Genomic DNA, 20,071 nt, shown 5'->3' with positions numbered 1-20,071 from the left:
ATTAATGAATCAAGCCAAAATTACAGTTAGTCATTTAGGAGTTTATTATCGCACGGTTGAGGCATTGCGAAATATTACTCTACAGATACAGGCAGGAAGGTTAACAGGTATTATTGGCCCTAATGGCGCAGGAAAAAGTACCTTATTAAAAGGAATGCTAGGATTAATTGCTCTGAGTAACGGTTCTGTAACCTATAATGAGAAACCACTTCCGGAACAGTTAGAAAAAGTTGCTTATGTACCTCAGCGATCGCAAATTGATTGGACATATCCTGCGACTGTCTGGGATGTGGTAATGATGGGGCGAGTGCGCAAAACTGGTTGGTTTCGTCGTTTTTCTAGTATGAGTCGCCGGATAGCATTTGAGGCGTTAATCAGGGTAGGAATGGATGGTTATCGCGATCGCTCTATCGGTCAACTTTCTGGCGGTCAACAGCAACGAGTTTTTTTAGCGCGAGCTTTAGCTCAGGAAGCAGATATTTTTTGTTTTGATGAGCCGTTTGTTGGGGTAGATCAGAAGACTGAAAATATTCTTTTTGACATTTTTCACGAGTTAGCTGAAGTTGGAAAAATTGTGGTTGTTGTTAACCATGATTTGGGGGAATCTATTACTAATTTTGATGATTTAATTCTGTTAAATAAGGAGTTACTTGCTGTTGGCGATCGGCAAGTTGTATTGCAGGAAGAAAATTTGTATCGTGCTTATGGAGGTAAGGTTGGTTTCTTTGTTGAGAAAGGGAACAGGGAAGAGGTATTTAACAAGATGTATAATTAATTTTTCTAAAGAGAGGGAACAGGGAATAGGTAATCAACAAAAAAGTGTTAGAATTTTCATAAAATAGAAATCCTTGACAACTGTAGCGACATAAAAATTCGTTCTGGAGTAAAACTATATGTCAGAATTACTCAAAAGAATTACGATTAACCCTAAACAATGTAGTGGCTGCCTTTGTATCCGAGGTTTGAGAATTAGGGTATCAGATGTACTAGATTTATTTGCTGCTGGACTGAGTGCCGAACAAATCTGGGAAGAAATGCCAGATCTAGAGGCCAATGATTTGCAAGCAGCGCTTTTATATGCTTCCCGTAAACTTAATCATCCTGTGCTAGTTGTATGATAATTTGGATACATGCACAACTGTCGCCTGCGATCGCGACTTGGATTAGGGAAACTTTTGGAATAACAGCATTAGCTGTACGGGATATTGGTTTGAGAGATGCTGAAGACTTTGAGATTTTTGAAGCAGAAAAAGCTCAAAACGTTATCTTGATAACTAAAGATAGTGATTTTGTCGATCTAGTCAATCCCCTTGACTCACCACCTCAAATTATCTGGTTAACCTGTGGTAATACCTCAAATTCTCGGTTCCGAAAAATTTTAAGTGCTACTTTACTAGAAGCATTAGAAATTCTAGAGTCTGGTGAATCATTGGTTGAAATTAGTGGAGACTAACAGTATAAGCTAATAAATTAAATTACTATAACCAAACACTAAAACTTATTTTCTTCATAATCAAAAGTAGAATTAATATTATTTAGTTCTGGATACAAAGTTATAACTTCTTGGGTAATATGCCAATAATATCTATTTATAGAAGAATCAATCATTATTTTCTCAGATATCAAAATGCTAATAAAATATTGAAATAATGAAATACTGAGTGGAATTTGATTTGTTTTTGTTGATTGAATTTTCTGGATTACTGCTTTAACTTTTTCTTGAATTTGTTGTTCTTCAACTACATTAATTAACAGACGATATAAGTTATCACAAAAACGACTCATATCTTTTGGCTTAAGCTCATCAGGTATTTTTTTAGTTTGAAATAATTTATTTATTTCTGCGACTAAAAATTGTTTATTTTTGATTTCTAGGTAATCATTATTTTCAATAAATTCGGAAGTTTTTTCAAAAGCAAGTATTAACATATCTAATTGTTCAACCGTTGCTTTTATTTGTGCAGCTAAACGTAATTTTCTCCAATCAATTTCTGAACTTTTATAGATAAGATTGTGAGTTGCAACAGACCAAGCGTGTTCAAAAGCACTTTTGATTTGAATTTCAAATTTAATTTGATAAATACTTAATTTATTCTCTGGAATTATGTCATTATTACTTTGAAGTTGAGCACAAATTCTAGTTGAATCAAACTTAAATGTATCTGGAGATTTTTTATTCTGTCCTCTTTTGGTTGTTTTGATAGTTTTAAATATACTTTTACAAAATTCTGTCACCTCTTTTTCGTGAGATAGAGTTGGGATAATAATTGTACAAGCAAACAAGTCATCTAAATCTGACCATTTTTGAAATCTTCCCGTTTCAATTTTTTCAGCTAGAGATTCAATAGTTTTAATTCGAGAGGTAAAAGGATATCCTTTGGTATCGCAAAAGTTTAATAATGTTTCTTTGACTTGTTTAGCTACTTTTTCAACAAAGGGTTGATATTGATTATATTTACGGTCTAGAATAGCAGGATATCTCATAATATTTAAAATTATTCTAAATGAATATCCCCTTTCAATAAAGATTTAATAATTTCAATTCTAGTTTTTCTAGGACCAGCATCTGTAAAAGAAGATTTTACTGCTTTATAATAATCTAATGCTTTCTGTTGAAAATCCTTTAACTCTTGTTTGGATTTATTTTGTAATTCTTGATCTTCTACAATTTTTAGAAAGTCAGATATTTTTGAGCCAACATCTTCATTTATTTCTAGCATATTCTCGCGATTTAACTCAGCAATAGCACCAAATAGAGAGTAAAAATCAGCCTGATTTTTTAACCGAGTTTTAGTTAGATTAATATCTCTTGATAAATTTAATATTTTGCTTATAGATTTAATAGTTTCCCGAAATTCATCTTCTATTTCATCTTTTTCTTCCCATTCACTATCTCGTTCAGTAAAAGCTTTATCAAGATAATCAGCACTATAAGACTTTGCTCCCTCTTCTAAAAATAATAGTAGTTGTGCTACAATTTCAACATCTTTCATCTGTTTTCTGGAAGTTGAATTAAGGTTAGGAAAGTTTTTACTGTTTTTTCCAAAATGCTTAAACATCCAAGTAGATAATTCCTCTGCAAGAGTAATAAAATCACCACTAAATCTTGCATGACGAAGCTCTTGAGGAGTTAATTTAATTACATTACGATTAATACGATTAAAGATATCACCAATAATGTTTTCGTTAGATGATGGTAAATATTCAATGGCAAATTGATACCTCCAAAATTCTTGTTTATCTTCAGTTTCTAAATCTTTAAAATATTTACCGATAAAGCGTTGAATTTTAGTTTTTTCATATACAGGAAATTCATTATTAACAAATTGAAATAGGGTAGATAATCTTTGTTTTCCATCAACTACACTCACTTTGGAAAATCCTTCAGGAGTAATTTCTTGATATATAAAAATTGCAGGTGCTGGATATTGATGTAATACTGTATCAATAAAGTCATCTTTATAGTTTTGATTCCAAACACTACGTCTTTGGTATGATGGCTCTAAATCAAGAAGTTGTCTTTGATATAAGTCCCAAAACCAGGAAATATTTTGAAAATTAATTGTTCTTCTCATTTTATTTTCTTTCTAGGATTAATTATTATGAGGACTTACCCATGAGGTACGAAAAACAGGGCTTTGAGATTGCTTCCCTTCGGTCGTATGAGACGAAAATACGTTGCACTTGTGTAAGTCCTGATTATATTACTATCTAATATAGGACTTATGCAGAACAACGCGTTTCTGTCATTGCTCGCGAGGAGTGAAGCAATTTCAAATGACCCAAACTCCTTACCAATGCGTAAGTCCTGTAATGTTTATTATGTTACCTTGAGAATATTTTACTATGGAAGATGATTCAATTTATAGCACTTGTCATATAATTTAGCACATTTCTTTGATGGCGATGTGGTTTATTGATTTTAAAACCGCTGTCAAATCTTTAGGACTTACGCATAGACGCTACATATAGCGTTCAAAACTATTGTACAATAGTTTTTTTGATCTATATATAGTACATCCCGTGTAAGTCCTGATCTTGATTAATATGTCTAAGTCATTGCGACTGGAACGGAGTGGAAGGATAGGAATCTCAGAGGTTTCACGAGATTGCTTCCGCTTCGTCGATAGGGACAACTGCTCAAGTCGATTCTTGCTCAAAAAAAACAGTGGGAGCATCTTGCTCCCTTCTGTGTTTATTTCACAGAACTTACACATATATACTAAATGTAGAGTCTAAAACTATTGTACAATAGTTTTTCAACACTATATCTATATGTAGAGTCTTTGCGTAATTCCGGTTTCAGTTATCAGTTTTGAGCCGAAAAACCTCAAAAATTTTCCTCAAAATAACAGTGGGAGCATCTTCAGTTATCAGTTATTAGTGTTAATCTAGTAGGGTGCGTTAGTGAAACGTAACGCACCACACCACTATCAACTACTAGCTCCTAAAACTAACCCTAATCAATGCTTCTTGAGGGGGGAGTGCTGAATCTTTTTCACACAGGACTTACGAAAGGCTCTATATATAGAGTCTTCAGACTTCTGAGTTCTGACTTCGTTAATTGTGTTGGGTTTCGTACCTCAACCCAACCTACGACTAATGCAGCATTTTAGATTTATCAGTCCACCACCTAAATTTTCCTCAAAAAAACAGTGGGAGCAAGATGCTCCCTTCTGTTTTTCTTCTATTCTTAACGAAATGTGCTACGCAATAATAAGGAGTTCATCACTACACTGACTGAACTAAATGCCATCAAAGCACCTGCTGCACCCGGACTAAGCATTATTCCTAAACTCGGTAACAATACCCCCGCAGCTACAGGAATACCAACAATATTATAGGCAAACGCCCAAAATAGATTTTGACGAATTTTGTTAAAAGTGGTGCGACTCAGTTTAATAGACTCCACCACATCCATCAATTTATCCTGCATCAAAACAATATCAGCAGTTTCTACCGCTACATCTGTACCTGCTTGCATCCCAATACCCACATTCCCTTGAGCTAGAGCAGGAGCATCATTAATACCATCTCCTACCATTCCCACTTTCTCGCCTTTTGCTTGTAAAGTAGCGATCGCTTCTGCTTTACCTTCGGGTGGTACTTCTGCCAAAATATTGTCAGCAGCTAAACCTAACTGTTTGCCAATAGCTATGGCAACAGAAGAGCGATCGCCTGTTAATAATATTACTTTTAAACCCATATTTTGCAGAAGTTTAACTGTTGTTTGAGCATCATTCCGCAAAACATCACTAACTCCGATAACTCCCAAGAACATTCCATTGACAGCTACATAAACTGCGGTTTTACCTACTAAAGTAGGAATATTTTCGTGCTGAACTATAATTTGATGTTGATGCAACCATTCCCAGTTTCCAACCAAAGCTGTTTTACCATCGACAACCGCAGATATTCCTAAACCAGGTTCAGTATAAAAATCTGTTGCTGGCAATAAGGTAACATTTTCTTGCTCTGCTTTTTGTAAAATTGCTTCTGCTAAAGGATGACTCGCACCACTTTCCACAGTAGCAGCAACCTCTAATAACCATTTGGGGTTATCTCCAATAATATCGGTGACAGTCGGATGTCCGGTAGTTAAAGTTCCAGTTTTGTCGAAAACGATAGTATCTAACTGATGTACTTTTTCTAAAATATCCCCACCTTTAATCAATAAACCCCTTTGCGCTCCTATACTCGAACCTACCAATATAGCAGTAGGTGTTGCCAAACCTAAAGCACAAGGACAAGCAATAACCAAAACAGCGATCGCTAATTTCAAACTCAAAAGTAGAGGAGAAGTAAAATGACTCATCATCATTTCTGTGTGACTAGATGTTTGTAAAACCTGAGACCAAATATTAGTACCGACAAAATACCAGAATAAAAATGTCAAAGTAGCAATAGTCATTACGCCATAAGTAAAATATCCTGCCACCGTATCTGCTAAATTTTGAATAGGAGCTTTTCTAGTTTGGGCAGTTTCGACTAATTTGACAATTTGAGCTAATGTAGTTTCCGAACCTGTGCGAGTTGCCTGCATAACTATAGCGCTAGACTTATTAATAGTTCCTGCTACCACATTCGCGCCAACTTCTCTGACTACAGGTATTGCTTCCCCAGTTAACATAGATTCATCGACGGTGGTTTTACCATCAGATATTTTACCATCCACAGGAAATTTTTCTCCAGGTAACACTTGTAAATATTCTCCTACTTTGACTTGTGAAGCAGGGATTTCTAGAGATTCAGAAGAATTATTGTTGCCGTCGGGTGGGGGAACTAAATGTGCGGTTGCTGGTTGCAGTGAAATTAATGAATGTAAAGTAGATGCTGCTCGATATCTTGCTTGTTGCTCCAGGGTTTTGCCTAAAAGAATGCAACCAAGAATCATTACAGGTTCGTCAAAAAAACATTCCCACCCCAATCCTGGAAATAACAAGGCAACAATACTAGCAGTATAAGCAGTCACAGCACCTAAACCAATTAAAGTATTCATATTGGGTGAGTTGCGTAACAAACTACGGACACCATCAATAATAATTTCTCGTCCTGGCAATAATAGCGCGGTGGTAGCTAATGCTGCATGAAACCAAATATTTCCCAGGATCGAAATTTTGACACCGATGAAATGATCTAAATGTCCGATAACTGAGAAAAGTAGTAACAAAGAAGCGATCGCTATTCGCCAAATTTGTTGTTTCATTTCTTGGCGATGACGTTCGCTTTGTTTTTGGGCAGCATCTATTTCCGAGGTATCGAGACGGGGTTGAGTTGGGAAACCATTATTTGTAAGTTTTTGAGCGAGGGTATTTGGATCGATCAGGTTTTTTTCACATTCAACTGTTGCGACTTCGGTTGCTAAGTTGACGCGAGCTGAAACAACACCTGTTTGTTGAGTCAGTTGTCGTTCGACTGCTTTGACACATCCAGCACATTTCATCCCACTCACATCCAGGGTAATAGTTTCTAATGGGAAATGGTTAATTGTTGTTTCTGGTTTAGAGGCAGTTTGCATTAATTTTTCTCCAATTATTTTGTCAAATTCTACAGGTAACACAAGGAACTGTACTTTTTTAAAAGTTTACAATGAATTAATTTACTAACTTAAATCTTTATCTTTTTTTCTTACTTTTAAGTTTTTTTAACAGGACAATTAATTAGGATTTGCGCTTCTTCAGTCTGATGGTGGAGGTAGGGAGTAGGGAGTAGTTAAGAGTTAGGAAAAATGGGAATTATCAAGGAATTAGTTTTAATAATTATCTCTTAATTTTTCTGTAATACTCAACTTTTTCTCCTAACTTTTTGCACTTTTTTTGACAAAAAAAATGTTAAAAATTTTATTGGTAAAGGCTTTTATATTGATTCAGCAAGCCCTCATTACTCTGATTATACAGCGAATTTCATTAACTGACTACAATAGTTTTCCCTTATACTATTATTATATTTACCAAAAAATATCGACCAAGAGAAATAAAAACACTCTTTTTAGTCAATCCTATTCCTTATAATAAAGAGATAATTATTAATTATTCTCTGACAGGAATTTCTATAATAAATTCAGTATATTCTCCCAATTCAGTTTCTATTTTAATACTGCCATGATGTTGCCCAACAATAATTTGATAAGTAAGAGATAAACCCAAACCTATTCCCTCTCCAGGCGGTTTAGTTGTGAGAAATGGATTAAAAATTTTATCTCTAACTTTGGCATCAATTCCTATTCCATTATCATAAATTTTAATTTCTACTTTTTTTCCTAAATTGGCAGTTTTCACAGATATAGTTGGCATAAAATCTTGATTATTAGACTCCTGTTTTTCTGACTTAAACTTTAGAGCATAATAGGAATTATCAAGTATATTGATAAAAGCCTGAACTATATCAGAATGTGATACAATAACTTCACCAATTGACTGATCATAATTTGTATTAATTTTGATGGAAAAATTCTGTTTTTTCCAGAGAGTATCACTAGCAATTTGCAATGATTCCTGTAAAATTTGATTCAGTTGACTAGAGCGTAACTGATTATTATGAAGTTTGGCGTGTTTTACCATCATTTTAATAATTCTTTCAGCTCTTTTACCATGTTGATAAATTCCATCTGCATTATGTTTTAGCTCATTAATTATTTCTGTAAATTCATCAAATCTTTCAGCTTCAATATTATTAGTTTCTAAATTTAATTCCTCTATAAATTCATCTAATAATTCTGAGGAAAGTTGGGCAAAATTCTGAACAAAATTAAGAGGATTACAAAGTTCATGGGCAATACCTGAAGTTAAATTACTTAAATAAGCAAGTCTTTCTTTAGCAATAATTTCCTTTTGAGCTACTTGCAACTGTTCTAAGGTTTTTTGCAGCTTTGCTTCTGCTCTTATTCTTTGTTGAATTTCTTCTTCAAGTAGTATATTTTTTTTCTCTAATTTTTTGTTTAATTCTCGCAGTTTTGTATGTACTTTTATTCTAGCTAAAACTTCGTCTATTTTAATTGGTTTAATAACATAATCTACTGCTCCCAGTTGAAACCCAGTAATTTTATCTTCTATCTCTGATAAAGCTGTCATAAAAATTACCGGAATATCTTTAGTTTCTGTATTTTCTTTTAAACGCTTGCAGGTTTCAAAACCATCCATTCCCGGCATCACAACATCAAGCAAAATAATATCTGGATTATTTTCTCTTGCTTGTTTTAAACAATCTTCACCACTAAAAGATACTAAAGTATCGAAGTTATATTTCTTTAAAACACTAACTAACAATTTAACATTTATTTGGTTATCATCTACAACTAAAATAATTGGGTTTAGTGTTTCATTTTTACTATTATTTTCAACTATAGTCATTTGATTTTATACCTAAAAGATCGTTATAATTAATAATTAGGGAACAGGGAATAGGGAATAGGGAACAGGGAATAGGCAATAGGCAATAGGCAATAGGGAATAGGCAATAGAAAATAGGCAATAGGCAATAGAAAATAGGGAATTTAGTATCTATAAATGCTGAAAGTTTTGCTAGTAAAAACTTTGATATTTAATCAGCAAGCCCTAATTATTAATTATTAATTAATGAACTTACCTCACAAATATGGAAATTTCTATGGTAAAAACTCACTAACAGATTGAACAAATTCTGCTGTTGACTCATAAGGTAAAACATTTTTTCCTGATATTTGTTTACCTTTTGCTTGAGGCAAATATTTTATATAAGTATTCATTCTTTCTTCTGGAGTTTCAGTTTTTTTAGTTTTAGTAATAGTTGATGCTTGATTTCCAACTAATACTAAAGTCCGTTGATTTATTTCAGCGATCGCCTGACTAAAATCCTGTCTCCAAAAACCTGCTAAAAAAGAAAAAACTGCATATTGACTTTGGGGATTTTTGGCTCCTTCTTCTAAAGTATCTAACCATTCTTCATCGACTTGATTAGGATTAGCAAATAATTGTTTTTTGGAGAAAGAATCTAAAAATTTTCTCCTCCGTGCATAGCGATAAAAAGCTTTCCCAATTGGCGAATAAAAAAGATTCCATCTCAATTTATTTGTCATAGCTGAACTAGCTCTTTGCATTAATTCTAATTGAGGAGGTCCTGACAAAATTAAACGATCAATTAAATTTGATTTTTGTTGCAGTTTTACTAAAGATACAGCCACAGGAAATAAACCACCCTGTACAATTACAATTACTGGTTTTTGTACAATTGTCTCTAAAAAATATTGTAATTGTTCCGCCCAATCCACAGGGTAATATCCCACAGATGGCATATCACTTTCACCACACCCTAATAAATCAGGATTGTAAATAGGATTGGGGAAATTTTTCTCCTGCCATAAAGAACAAAATCTATGCCAGAAAAATTTGGATAAACCAACACCAATTGGATGTATTAGTAATAAAGGTATGTGAGTAGTATCACCCTGTTTTTGAGAATATAATTCATAAGCACAGCGGTATCCTTTCCAAGTATAAAATTCTGTCATGTCGAATAAAAGAGATATTTTTTAGACAGAACTTACCCAAAGAAACCTGGTTTCTAGAGTAAATCATTGTTTTTAACAATAAATATCTACGATAAACCCAGAAACCGGGTTTACCTGCGTAAGTCCTGTTAGATATATTCATAGTATAAATATATATCATATTTCCGGTAAATGATTGACAAGTTGTGAATAATGAAAATTCTCTATTTCCGAGGAAGTACCCATGAATGCCAACTTAATGTTGCGATTTAACATATTATTTGTTAAACTGCAACTGTTGAGAGAGGGAAGAGGAAAAAAATAATTGGTAATTTATAGATAAAATCGGATATTTCTAATAGAATCAGAACTTACGCAAAGGTACTATAATATAGAGTTAAAAAACTATAATGTTATAGTTTTAAACACTATATATGTGGTGTGGTGCGTAAGTCCTGAGAACTTGTAATTAATTTTGGATAGTTACTGATTTACAGCAGATTCCAGTTGAGCGAAGTACATCCATCCACAGGAGTAATATCATGTCCGGATAAGAGCGTGATAAAAAAGTTTTTGTTTGTATAGAATTTCATTAACTAGATTGTCACATTTTATCGTAGGGGTTTGGAGACCAAACCCTAGCGCATCAGGGATTTAGAAACCAAACCCCTACAGGATAACTTTAATTATAACTATTTAACCGGACATGATATTAAGATGCACGGTTCCCGAAAAATCGCACTGGTAAGATTTAACTATTAATATCTATATCTGTACGTCTTATGCTTGGAATTTGCTGTAAGTTTAAGGTTTTGTGATTCCTTCTTCCTTCTTACTTCTTACTTCTTTTGTGATTAAATTAAATTATTAAATTAAAATTTTATTTTTATAGGAGTCCCCTAGATGTCTAACTTTTCTTCCCTAGAATTAGAACAACCAATTGAACAACCTTTCTTCAAAGACTCCTTGAATCACCCAATATGGATAGGACTCTTTACTTCTGTAATTATCCATACTATTCTAGGAGTTAACTTACCAAAACTCTCCCTATTTTCTGAGAAAGCTAAACTACCACCAACAGTAGGATTTATCGAATTAACTCCAGAACAACTCCAACGTTTACCTCAACCAGAAGAAGAAATTAAATTCTCTACAGTACCATCTGAGATTTCCCTAACTGCACCAACAACTCCAGGTGAAATACCACCTTTGTCTTCATCCTCATCTTCAGACTTACCCACCATTCCATTAGATCCCTCAGATTACAAATTATCAGAATCATCTCCTGCAGCTCCAAGTCCTGCAGCTCCAAGTCCTGCAGCTCCAAGTCCTACTGCTTCTGAGTTGCTGAAAAATCAGCCTTCAATAGAACTAGAATTTTCCGATACCATACCAGGTAGAGCAGTAGCACCACAAACCCCAATATTTCCACCACCAGCACTAGAGGTTCCAACATTTCCATCCCCAACACCACAAAACACAACATTTCCATCTCCAACACCACAAACCACAACATTTCCATCTCCAATCCCACGAAGCACAATATTTCCATCTCCAGTACCTAGTACAAATTTTCCACCTATAGATAGATATCCCATTGAACCACCACAACCTCCAAATCAAAGTATATTAGATGAGTATCAAATTAGGAAAAATCAAAACTTGACTAATGAAGTTAATGACTCAGGTTTATCTCGTGGTTCAACTCCAGAGACAACTTCTCAAGAAGTTCCATCTACAGAAAAATTTACTGGATCATACTCAGACGGTTTAGAATTACCTCCAGAACGTTATCAAGATAAACCCGAAAATCAAATTGCTGTTATTCCCACAGAAAATAACACCGATACTCAACCAGAAGAAACTGCTGTTATTCCCACAGAAGAAACTTCTGTAGCAGCAGCAACTCCAGAAACTACTTTATCTCCAAAGCAGACTTCTGAAAATGAATCGCCAAAAGAGTCAATACTCGAACAATTATGGGATGGCAAAACTCTGAACCAGATACAGGAAGAAGCAAAACAAGGAAAGATTATTGTGATCGTTCCCCGACCAAAGGAAACCGAAAAATCTGAACCAGAAACAGTTGCCGTAACTCCAGAAACTATCTTACCTCCAGAGCAAACTACTGAAAATGAACCGCCCAAAAGTTCCATACTTGAAGAATTATGGGATGGCAAAACTCTAGATGAGATACAGGAGGAAGCAAAACAAGAAACAATTATTATTGTCACTCCCTCAAAAAATGAAACTGAAAAGTCTGAACCAGAAATCGAAAAGTCTGAACCAGAGACAGTTGCCGTAACTCCAAAAACTACCTTACCTCCAGAGCAAACTACTGAAAATGAACCGCCCAAAAGTTCCATACTTGAAGAATTATGGGATGGCAAGACTCTAGACAAGATCAGGGAAGAAGTCAAACAAGGAAAGATTATTATTATCACTCCTACGGAAACCGAAAAATCTGAACCGGAAACACTGTCAGTTGTTCCTACTGCTAAAGCGTCTCCCAAATTAGAAACCCAAAAAGAGCTGGAAAGTTTATTATCAGAAAAAGCTGAAACTACTCCTAATTCTGAAGCTGAAGCATCTCCCACCCCAGAAGAAAATTTAGCTGCTAACAATTTGGAAGAAACACAACCGTCAACATCAGAGGAGGAAATAACACCTACTTCTGAATCATCTCCATCAAAAAAAGGGGAAGCAAAATTTGAGGGTTCGATGTTAGATAGACTCAAGGAACTAGAGGAAGCAGATGCTGCACTTGCTGAAGAGTCGCAGTCAAGGAATTTAGCTTTAGGTGCTTTTGATGCTTATACGCAGTGGGCGATCGAATTAGGGTTGGGTGAAGAAAGTTTGACTCAACCTAGAGCTATTTCTGGTATTTATCCAGATGCTGCTTGCAGGCAAAAGTTGGAAGGTAAGGCGATCGTGGGAGTTTTGGTGAATCCTGATGGTAGTATTAGTGTCGGACCAAAGTTGTTATTAGAAAGTGGTTCGACAATTTTGGATGATGCTGCTTTGGATGCGGTAGCTAAAGAATCATTTGACGTTAGTGATGAGTCTAAGTTATATCAGTATGAGTTTAATTTTGATAGTTCAAGTTGTAATGGATAATTAATAATGGATAATTAATAATTACAGCGGTTTTCATTTAAGTAAACCACAGTAAGGATGTTGCATACAAGGTCTTTACTAGATTTTGGTTCGATGTGGTTTATCGAGAGTGAAAAGCGCTGTAGGGATTTTGTAGGGGTTTGGTTTCTAAACCCCTCAAAGTTTTTATGTCTGTTAGGATAGTAACTTGACGAAATTACCATCAGCATAGTTTATCATATATAGGACTTACGCAAAGGCAATATATATGGAGTATCGGTGGGTTACGCTACGCTTTTCATGTCGCGCAGCAAAACGCACCCTACCAATAGCGTTCATGCGTAAGTCCTGATATAGCAACCGCCAAGGCGGTTAGGACATGGACTGATGATCAATCTTAGACTGGGGAACAGTTGAAAAAGTGTTTCCTGTTTCCTGTTCCCTGTTCCCTGTTCCCTGCTATAAATAATATCAGTTCAGGAAAATATATAAAATGAAATTTATCAGCCCCAAAACTGACTTTGCTTTTAAAAAAATATTTGGTTCTATTCACAGTCAAAATATTCTGATTAGTTTTCTCAATGCTATTGTTTATAACAATCAAAATATTATTCAATCCCTGAAAATAATCAACCCTTATAATCCTGGAGTTACTAATACTCTCAAGGAGACTTATGTAGATGTTAAAGCAATTTTAAATAATGGTTCGACTGTGATTATTGAAATGCAAGTTTTGAATGTAGAAGATTTTGAAAAACGAGTAATTTATAATTTAGCTAAGGCTTATGGAAATCAATTAGATGTGGGTCAAGGTTATAGAATGTTGAAACCTTTTATCGGTTTAACAATTACTGATTTTATTTTATTTGAGGAATCCGAAGAAATCATTACTAAGTTTAGATTTAAAGAAGAGAAAGAGTTATTTAATTATCGAGATGAATTAACATTAATGTTTCTGGAATTACCTAAATTTAAGAAAGAATTATCAGCTTTAGAAACCCTAAGTGAGAAATGGATATATTTTCTGAAATCAGCACCAAGTTTAAAAATAATACCCAACTCATTGGAAAAAGTATCAGAAATAAAAGCAGCATTAAATATAGCAAATCGGGCGAACTTAAATAATGAAGAATTAGAGGAAATACAGAAACAGGAAATATTGATAGAAGATAGAAAAGCAGAAATTTCTCTAGCAAAAAGCGCAGGAATAGAAATTGGAATTGGAATTGGAAGAGAGGAAGGAATAGGGATATTAGTTAAACGTCAAATTCGGCGAAAATTTGGAGAAATAGCTCCAGAAATCCAAGCTAAAATAGAACAGTTATCTCTGGAAAAATTAGATATTTTAGGTGATGAAATTTTTGATTTAGCAACTGTAGTAGATTTGGAAAACTGGTTAAATCAACAATTAAAATAGCTAAATAGGGTTGCTCATATCAGTTATCAGTTTTGTAAGCATTCAGCTATTAGCTGTCAGCACTTCAGCAATAAAAACTTCAACCTTAAGGAAGATATTTAAACGAATAAAGAAAGTAAAAGTTGAATTTTTTAGTCAGATAAAATTGCTGATTTATCGGGAACCGTATCATAAAGCTTTTATCTCAAAATAAAATAGATAGTTGACTGCTGACTTCTGACTGCTTTGTAAGCATTCAGATATTAGCTGTCAGCACTTCAGCAATAAAAACTTCAACCTTAAGGAAGATATTTAAACGAATAAAGAAAGTGAAAGTTGAATTTTTTAGTCAGATAAAATTGCTGATTTATCGGGAACCGTATCATAAAGCTTTTATCTCAAAATAAAATAGATAGTTGACTGCTGACTTCTGACTGCTGAATGCTTACTCAGTTTTTAGCTTCAATTTTTCAAAGTTGTGGACTGACACAACTATAATAATTAAGCCGTCTAATAAATCTACTAGAATGAAACGACTAATTTCTCTAATTATCAGCTTACTTATTCTCATAGCTATCTACTGGAAAATTGACTTTTCTGGACTAATAAAAGTATTTCAAAACTCTAACCCAATATGGATGATAATCAGTATCAGTATGATAATTCCTTTGACAATGTTAACAGCTTGGCGACTACAACAGTTAATGCCAAAAAAAGGGAGAAAATCATCATCTTATCTCAACTTTAGAGAAGCTAACGAATTAATATTAGCTGCCAGTGTTTTAAACATGATATTGCCCTCAAAAATGGGAGATATTGTCAAAGCTTATTTTATGAAACAAAGGGGGCATTTAGAAGGAACTTTATCTTTATCTCTAGTCATCTTTGAAAAATCTTGTGACTTAATTTCTTTATTGATTTGGTGTGTTTTTGGTTTAATTGTTTATCCAGAAAAAGACTTATTATTTTGGATGATGACTGCTGGAGTTGCATCAGGTTTAATCATCGGATTATTATTATTATCTTCTCGTAAAATTGCCAGTATATTTTTTGCAACTTCCCGAAAAATTGCCCCCAAGAAAATGAGTTTGAAAATTGATAGTTTAGAAAATTCTTGGATAGAAATGCACAGGTATTTTTGGCACGATAAATTACAATTAATAAAATTTGCTACTCTCTCTCTATTTATCTGGTTCGGGCATTTATCACAAATCTGGTTTTTTATTTTAGCGTTAAATGCTAAAGCACCATTTATAGAGAGTTTAGCATTATCTTCTTTAGCAATTTTAGCAGGATTATTACCATTAACATTTGCTGGAGTTGGTACTCGTGATGCTGCGTTTATTCTGTTTTATCAACCTTATTTTCCTCAAGAAGTTGGAGCAGCTTTAGGATTACTTTGTACATCCCGTTATTTATTACCCGCAATAGCAGGTTTACCATTTTTTGGGAAGTATTTAGTTACTAGGGACTAGGGAGTAGGGAGTAGAAAGAATTAGGATGTAAATCACCAAAATAGTTGTAGGTTGGGTTGAGGAACGAAACCCAACAAAATCTTATTAATGTTAAGGTGTAAATCACTAAAATAGTTGTAAAGAAACCCAACAAAATCTTATTAATGTTAAGGTGTAAATCACCAAAATAGTTGTAACGAAACCCAACAAAATCTTATTAATGTTAGAGTGTAAATCACCAAAATAGTTGTAACGAAACCCAACAAAATCTTATTAATGTTAGATTTAATATCATGTCCGTTGGTATCGGAGCGTGTAAAAAATTGGGAAAATATCTACCTTCTGTAAGGTTTTTCCTTCTGTTCCAACTTCTTCCTTCTTTCTTCTTTCTTCTTTCCGATCTTTATGAAAAATCAAAAGTTATATTTACCAGATTTTAAATTTTTATTTGACACTCCAATACTACCTTATTTAATAATTGCTTTTGGGGTAGCCATGAGGTTAATTCAATATTTATCTAATCGTTCTCTCTGGGCAGATGAAGCAGTTTTAGCCCTGAATATTGTCAATCGTTCCTATCTAGAATTATTCCAACCTTTAGATTATGACCAAGGTGCGCCAATAGGTTTTCTAATTATAGAAAAATTAGCAGTTCAGATATTAGGAAATAATGAATATGCCTTGCGACTATTTCCCTTAATTTGTGGTATCGGTTCATTATTTTTATTTTATGAATTAGCCAAAAAATGGATGGCTAAATCTGCTATAATAATTGGTTTAACCTTATTTGCCAACTTACAATATTTAGTCTATTACTCAGCAGAAGTCAAACAATATTCTAATGATGTAGCGATCGCTCTCCTTTTATATCTATTATTACTACCTTTGCTAGAACAAAAATTAAACCAAAGTCAGATAATTAAATCTGCTTTAGTCGGAGCGATCGCTATTTGGTTTTCTCATCCTTCTATCTTTATTTTGGCAAGTATTGGTGGTAGTGCTTTATTAATTAATTATTGGCAGAAAGACCTAACTAAAATCAAACAGTTATTACTTATTTATTCAGGTTGGATTTTCAGTTTTATCATCTTTTATTTTGTATCTTTGAGAAATTTAACAGGCAATGAAACATTAACAAATTCTTGGGGAAAAGCTTTTCCTAGTTCCCCATTTGATATTATTTGGATGTTAGATGCTTTCGGCAAATTTTTCTATAAACCATTAGGCTTTGGCAAATGGATTGATGGATTAGCAATTGTATTTTTTTTGTTAGGTTGTATTGCTTGTTGGTTACACAAAAAGAAAATTTTGTTGCTCTTACTTTCTCCAATATTAATGACTTTTTTAGCATCCTTTTTACATCAATATCCATTTCGGAGTCGTTTAGTTTTATTTCTCACACCATTCGTAATTTTCCTCATCGCCGAAAGTGGAAATTATCTTTTGAAAAAATCGAAATCTCGACCAATCAAAATTATCAGTCTTTTTTTGATTATTTTATTACTCAAACAACCCGTAGTAAAAGCCATTGAACTAATAGAAAAACCATTAAATTCCTCAGAAATTAAACCCGTATTGAATTATATCCAAAAACATCAACAACCAGGAGATATTTTGTATATTTATCAACGGGGAATATATCAGTTTCAGTATTATGCAGAAAAATATGGTTATCAGGAAGGTGACTATATTATTGGAGTCGATGATTTAGATCAATATGATGGTAAAAAATTATCAATTGCTGAGGAGGAAAGATATAAAAAAGACTTAAATAAACTCCTGGGAAATAAAAGAGTATGGTTATTATTTTCCCATACTCTTATTCCCGCAGAAAGAAGATTTTTAAATTCTTATTTAGATGAAATTGGTATAAAAATAGATACCTTTGAACAACCTGGTTCCTATGTATATTTGTATGACATGAGTTGAAGTCTAGGTTGATGTTTGAGAATATAACTACTCAGAAAAATGTAAGCAAAAAAATATAAGAGCCAAAAGTTTATCGCTTTTAGAGAATACTTAACACTCAATAGAATAGGAAAAAAGTATTTTGGTAAATAAAATATAGCATTTTCCAAGAAGCGTGAGGTACAAATATTAATAATTAAATTTTATCCGTGCGATTTTTCGGGAACCGTGCATCTTGCTCGCGCAGGCGTACCTCACGCTTAGTAAAATTTGCTATATGAGATGTATCCATTTACAAATATTCTATTCCTTCTTACTTGTCAAACTTTAACCAAAAAATAAGGTCTTACGCCTTTCCTTTTCAGGGGATGAAAAAAATGAACTTCAGTATTTCAACTCTCTAGGTTGATCCAGAGTTATATCAAATCTGCTTGCTTTGGAGGATAAGGTTATACCATCAGTATTGGCTAAAATTCCTAGCTTGTAGGGATTTGGAAACCCAACCCCTACGGTCTTTAATTCTACCGATACTACCGGATTTGATATCACTTATAACTGATAACTAAAATGACTGTTGCCTTTTAAGATAGTTGGAATAGTCATTGATTTTGAACTATTGATTTACTATATAACAGTCACCTGTAGCAGGAGGTACTTCAATGACAAGAATTTCTAATGGAGTTTCGCCTTCAATCGCCTGATGTTTTACTCCCGGTTCTATTTTAATCACATCTCCTTTCTTAATAGGTTGTATTTGATCGTCAAGAGATATGTATCCTTTTCCATCAAGTACATAATAATATTCTGTGGTTTTTTGTGATAATGCTTTTCTGCTTTATCTACAATTAGATGTATCAGTTTAGCAGGTCCTTCTGATACAAGTTTTCTAATAGTACCACAATGTCCTCTTACCTGGGGAATATTATCGCTAGAAAGTATCATTTTATTTAAAACCTCCATTTTTTTTAATGTTTACTTTCATTTTTTTGCCGAAATCAAGGGATATTTGTCTCTCCTCTCAAGGGCATGAAAAAAAAAGAAAATTCAGTATTTTAAGTCTCTAGCAAAAGCTGGAAGATACCGATAACTGATAACTGAAATGACTAATGCCATAAATTCATAATTTCTACTATTTGAATAGCTGTTTTTGCCGAACAAGGATTATTTCTTTTTCCCTGAAAATATTCTACAGCATTTTTCATTGATATGCCCATTGTATCATCAGTTATAGAGGAGATAATTTCTTCTACAATGCCATCTTGGTAAACAACAACTTTTCCTTCCCCTCGATTTTGACCAATAATTGGCTCATAAAATCCAGCTATAGTTATACCCGTGTTATAGTCTTCTACAGCTAATACACGATACCGAACATTTTCCTCTTCAGGAACTCGATCAAAGTATTTTGAAGACCATCCTGGATAAAAATATTTGATTTTTCCTGTCATAGAAGTGTACAATACCACTTCTGCATCATTAACTGCGGTATAATGTTTTTCTACCATTCCTTGCTTAGGCAAAAAGTAATTTTTATCCTTAACTTTTATGTCTATATCTTGATAAAAGATATTCCCAATTTTATGAGGTAAATATTCTTTTCCCAGAGCCATAACATTGGCAATTATATGTGAATCTTCATAGCCAAAAGCATAAAAATTATTATCTAAAAATCGACCATTAATAAAATCATTTACTCTATTTTTAGTCATTTCTGAGACAACCCTTTGGGGCGTAATTTTCAGAGATATAATTAATTCTTTAATCTTCTGAGTTACTGATGATTCTATATAATTTTCATTAACAACAAGCTTTCCTTGAAATCCCTGCAACAATTCACATAACATTTCAATCTCTTCGTAATTGCAGACAGGTTTTTCTACAACAATATTAGCCTTATTATCAATTTCTATAATTTTCCTAATAACTTCAACATGAGTATTAGTAGGACAACAAATATCCCAGAATAGCGGGCGCATTTCTGCTGCTTTTACAAAAGATGAAAATACATTGATTCCTCTCTTGACTGCCTCTTGTTGTTTAAGCAAATTTGGTTCGATAATCCCTAGAGTACTAATTCCTATATCCCTTAATTTTTTTTCATGCCATGAAGCTACATTGCCATTACCTACACGCACACATCCAAATAAATCTAACTTTCTGTCTAAAACATGAGAAAATTTATGAGTCTTAGTTAGTAGTTTCATATTGTTCAAAACTTTTGGGTCTCAATATATTTTTCTATTTATTTTTATT

General features: G+C 33.5%; 15 protein-coding genes. 7 read left to right on the top strand and 8 right to left on the bottom strand.

Going from position 1 to position 20,071, the window contains the following annotated elements; translation table 11 throughout:
- Positions 1 to 4 precede the first annotated feature (4 nt).
- The 3 genes from VKJ25_RS15815 (at position 5) to VKJ25_RS15805 (ending at position 1,453) form a co-directional block, all read left to right on the top strand.
- On the top strand, positions 5 to 775 hold the full coding sequence (locus VKJ25_RS15815) for a metal ABC transporter ATP-binding protein (RefSeq protein WP_324237595.1): 771 nt from the start codon (positions 5 to 7) through the stop codon (positions 773 to 775).
- Between the two features lie 118 nt (positions 776 to 893).
- Positions 894 to 1,118: a DUF433 domain-containing protein gene (locus VKJ25_RS15810; RefSeq protein WP_324237594.1), complete on the top strand. Its 225-nt coding sequence runs from the start codon at positions 894 to 896 to the stop codon at positions 1,116 to 1,118.
- Entirely contained in the window at positions 1,115 to 1,453 is a 339-nt protein-coding gene (locus VKJ25_RS15805) for a DUF5615 family PIN-like protein (RefSeq protein ID WP_324237593.1), read from the top strand. Before VKJ25_RS15810 ends, VKJ25_RS15805 begins: the two co-directional genes overlap by 4 nt.
- Before the next feature lie 38 nt (positions 1,454 to 1,491).
- On the opposite strand, the gene VKJ25_RS15800 is transcribed toward VKJ25_RS15805, so the two are convergent.
- The 5 genes from VKJ25_RS15800 to VKJ25_RS15780 all read right to left on the bottom strand — a co-directional run bounded on the left by VKJ25_RS15800 (position 1,492) and on the right by VKJ25_RS15780 (position 9,985).
- A complete protein-coding gene (locus VKJ25_RS15800; RefSeq protein WP_324237592.1) occupies positions 1,492 to 2,484 on the bottom strand; it encodes a hypothetical protein in 993 nt (330 codons plus the stop codon).
- 11 nt (positions 2,485 to 2,495) lie between these two features.
- Positions 2,496 to 3,575 carry a DUF262 domain-containing protein gene (locus tag VKJ25_RS15795; RefSeq protein ID WP_324237591.1) on the bottom strand — a complete coding sequence of 360 codons (1,080 nt, stop codon included), beginning with the start codon at positions 3,573 to 3,575 and terminating at the stop codon, positions 2,496 to 2,498.
- Between the two features lie 1,118 nt (positions 3,576 to 4,693).
- Positions 4,694 to 7,018 carry a heavy metal translocating P-type ATPase gene (locus tag VKJ25_RS15790; RefSeq protein WP_324237590.1) on the bottom strand — a complete coding sequence of 775 codons (2,325 nt, stop codon included), beginning with the start codon at positions 7,016 to 7,018 and terminating at the stop codon, positions 4,694 to 4,696.
- Between the two features lie 511 nt (positions 7,019 to 7,529).
- Positions 7,530 to 8,849, bottom strand: a complete 1,320-nt coding sequence (locus VKJ25_RS15785; protein WP_324237589.1) for a hybrid sensor histidine kinase/response regulator — start codon at positions 8,847 to 8,849, stop codon at positions 7,530 to 7,532.
- Positions 8,850 to 9,103: 254 nt separating this feature from the next.
- On the bottom strand, positions 9,104 to 9,985 hold the full coding sequence (locus VKJ25_RS15780) for an alpha/beta fold hydrolase (protein WP_324237588.1): 882 nt from the start codon (positions 9,983 to 9,985) through the stop codon (positions 9,104 to 9,106).
- 882 nt (positions 9,986 to 10,867) lie between these two features.
- Between VKJ25_RS15780 and VKJ25_RS15775 the strand changes: the two genes are divergently transcribed.
- The 4 genes from VKJ25_RS15775 (at position 10,868) to VKJ25_RS15760 (ending at position 17,839) form a co-directional block, all read left to right on the top strand.
- The gene (locus tag VKJ25_RS15775; RefSeq protein ID WP_324237587.1) at positions 10,868 to 13,081 is read left to right on the top strand and encodes an energy transducer TonB; all 2,214 of its coding nucleotides are present in this window, start codon (positions 10,868 to 10,870) and stop codon (positions 13,079 to 13,081) included.
- A gap of 472 nt (positions 13,082 to 13,553) precedes the next feature.
- Positions 13,554 to 14,477, top strand: a complete 924-nt coding sequence (locus tag VKJ25_RS15770; RefSeq protein ID WP_324237586.1) for an Rpn family recombination-promoting nuclease/putative transposase — start codon at positions 13,554 to 13,556, stop codon at positions 14,475 to 14,477.
- Between the two features lie 506 nt (positions 14,478 to 14,983).
- Entirely contained in the window at positions 14,984 to 15,931 is a 948-nt protein-coding gene (locus VKJ25_RS15765) for a lysylphosphatidylglycerol synthase transmembrane domain-containing protein (RefSeq protein WP_324237585.1), read from the top strand.
- A gap of 384 nt (positions 15,932 to 16,315) precedes the next feature.
- Entirely contained in the window at positions 16,316 to 17,839 is a 1,524-nt protein-coding gene (locus VKJ25_RS15760; RefSeq protein WP_324237584.1) for a glycosyltransferase family 39 protein, read from the top strand.
- A 592-nt stretch (positions 17,840 to 18,431) separates the two neighbouring features.
- Here VKJ25_RS15760 and VKJ25_RS15755 read toward each other — a convergent pair.
- The 3 genes from VKJ25_RS15755 to VKJ25_RS15745 all read right to left on the bottom strand — a co-directional run bounded on the left by VKJ25_RS15755 (position 18,432) and on the right by VKJ25_RS15745 (position 20,022).
- Positions 18,432 to 18,572: a cupin domain-containing protein gene (locus VKJ25_RS15755; RefSeq protein WP_324237611.1), complete on the bottom strand. Its 141-nt coding sequence runs from the start codon at positions 18,570 to 18,572 to the stop codon at positions 18,432 to 18,434.
- Positions 18,545 to 18,760: a protein kinase family protein gene (locus VKJ25_RS15750; protein WP_324237583.1), complete on the bottom strand. Its 216-nt coding sequence runs from the start codon at positions 18,758 to 18,760 to the stop codon at positions 18,545 to 18,547. The genes VKJ25_RS15755 and VKJ25_RS15750 overlap by 28 nt, the downstream gene beginning before the upstream one ends.
- A gap of 161 nt (positions 18,761 to 18,921) precedes the next feature.
- Positions 18,922 to 20,022: a Gfo/Idh/MocA family oxidoreductase gene (locus VKJ25_RS15745; RefSeq protein ID WP_324237610.1), complete on the bottom strand. Its 1,101-nt coding sequence runs from the start codon at positions 20,020 to 20,022 to the stop codon at positions 18,922 to 18,924.
- Positions 20,023 to 20,071 lie beyond the last annotated feature (49 nt).

It is taken from the genome of Okeania sp., assembly GCF_035285525.1.
GTDB lineage: Bacteria > Cyanobacteriota > Cyanobacteriia > Cyanobacteriales > Microcoleaceae > Trichodesmium.
This window is presented reverse-complemented; position numbering and strand designations above follow the sequence as displayed.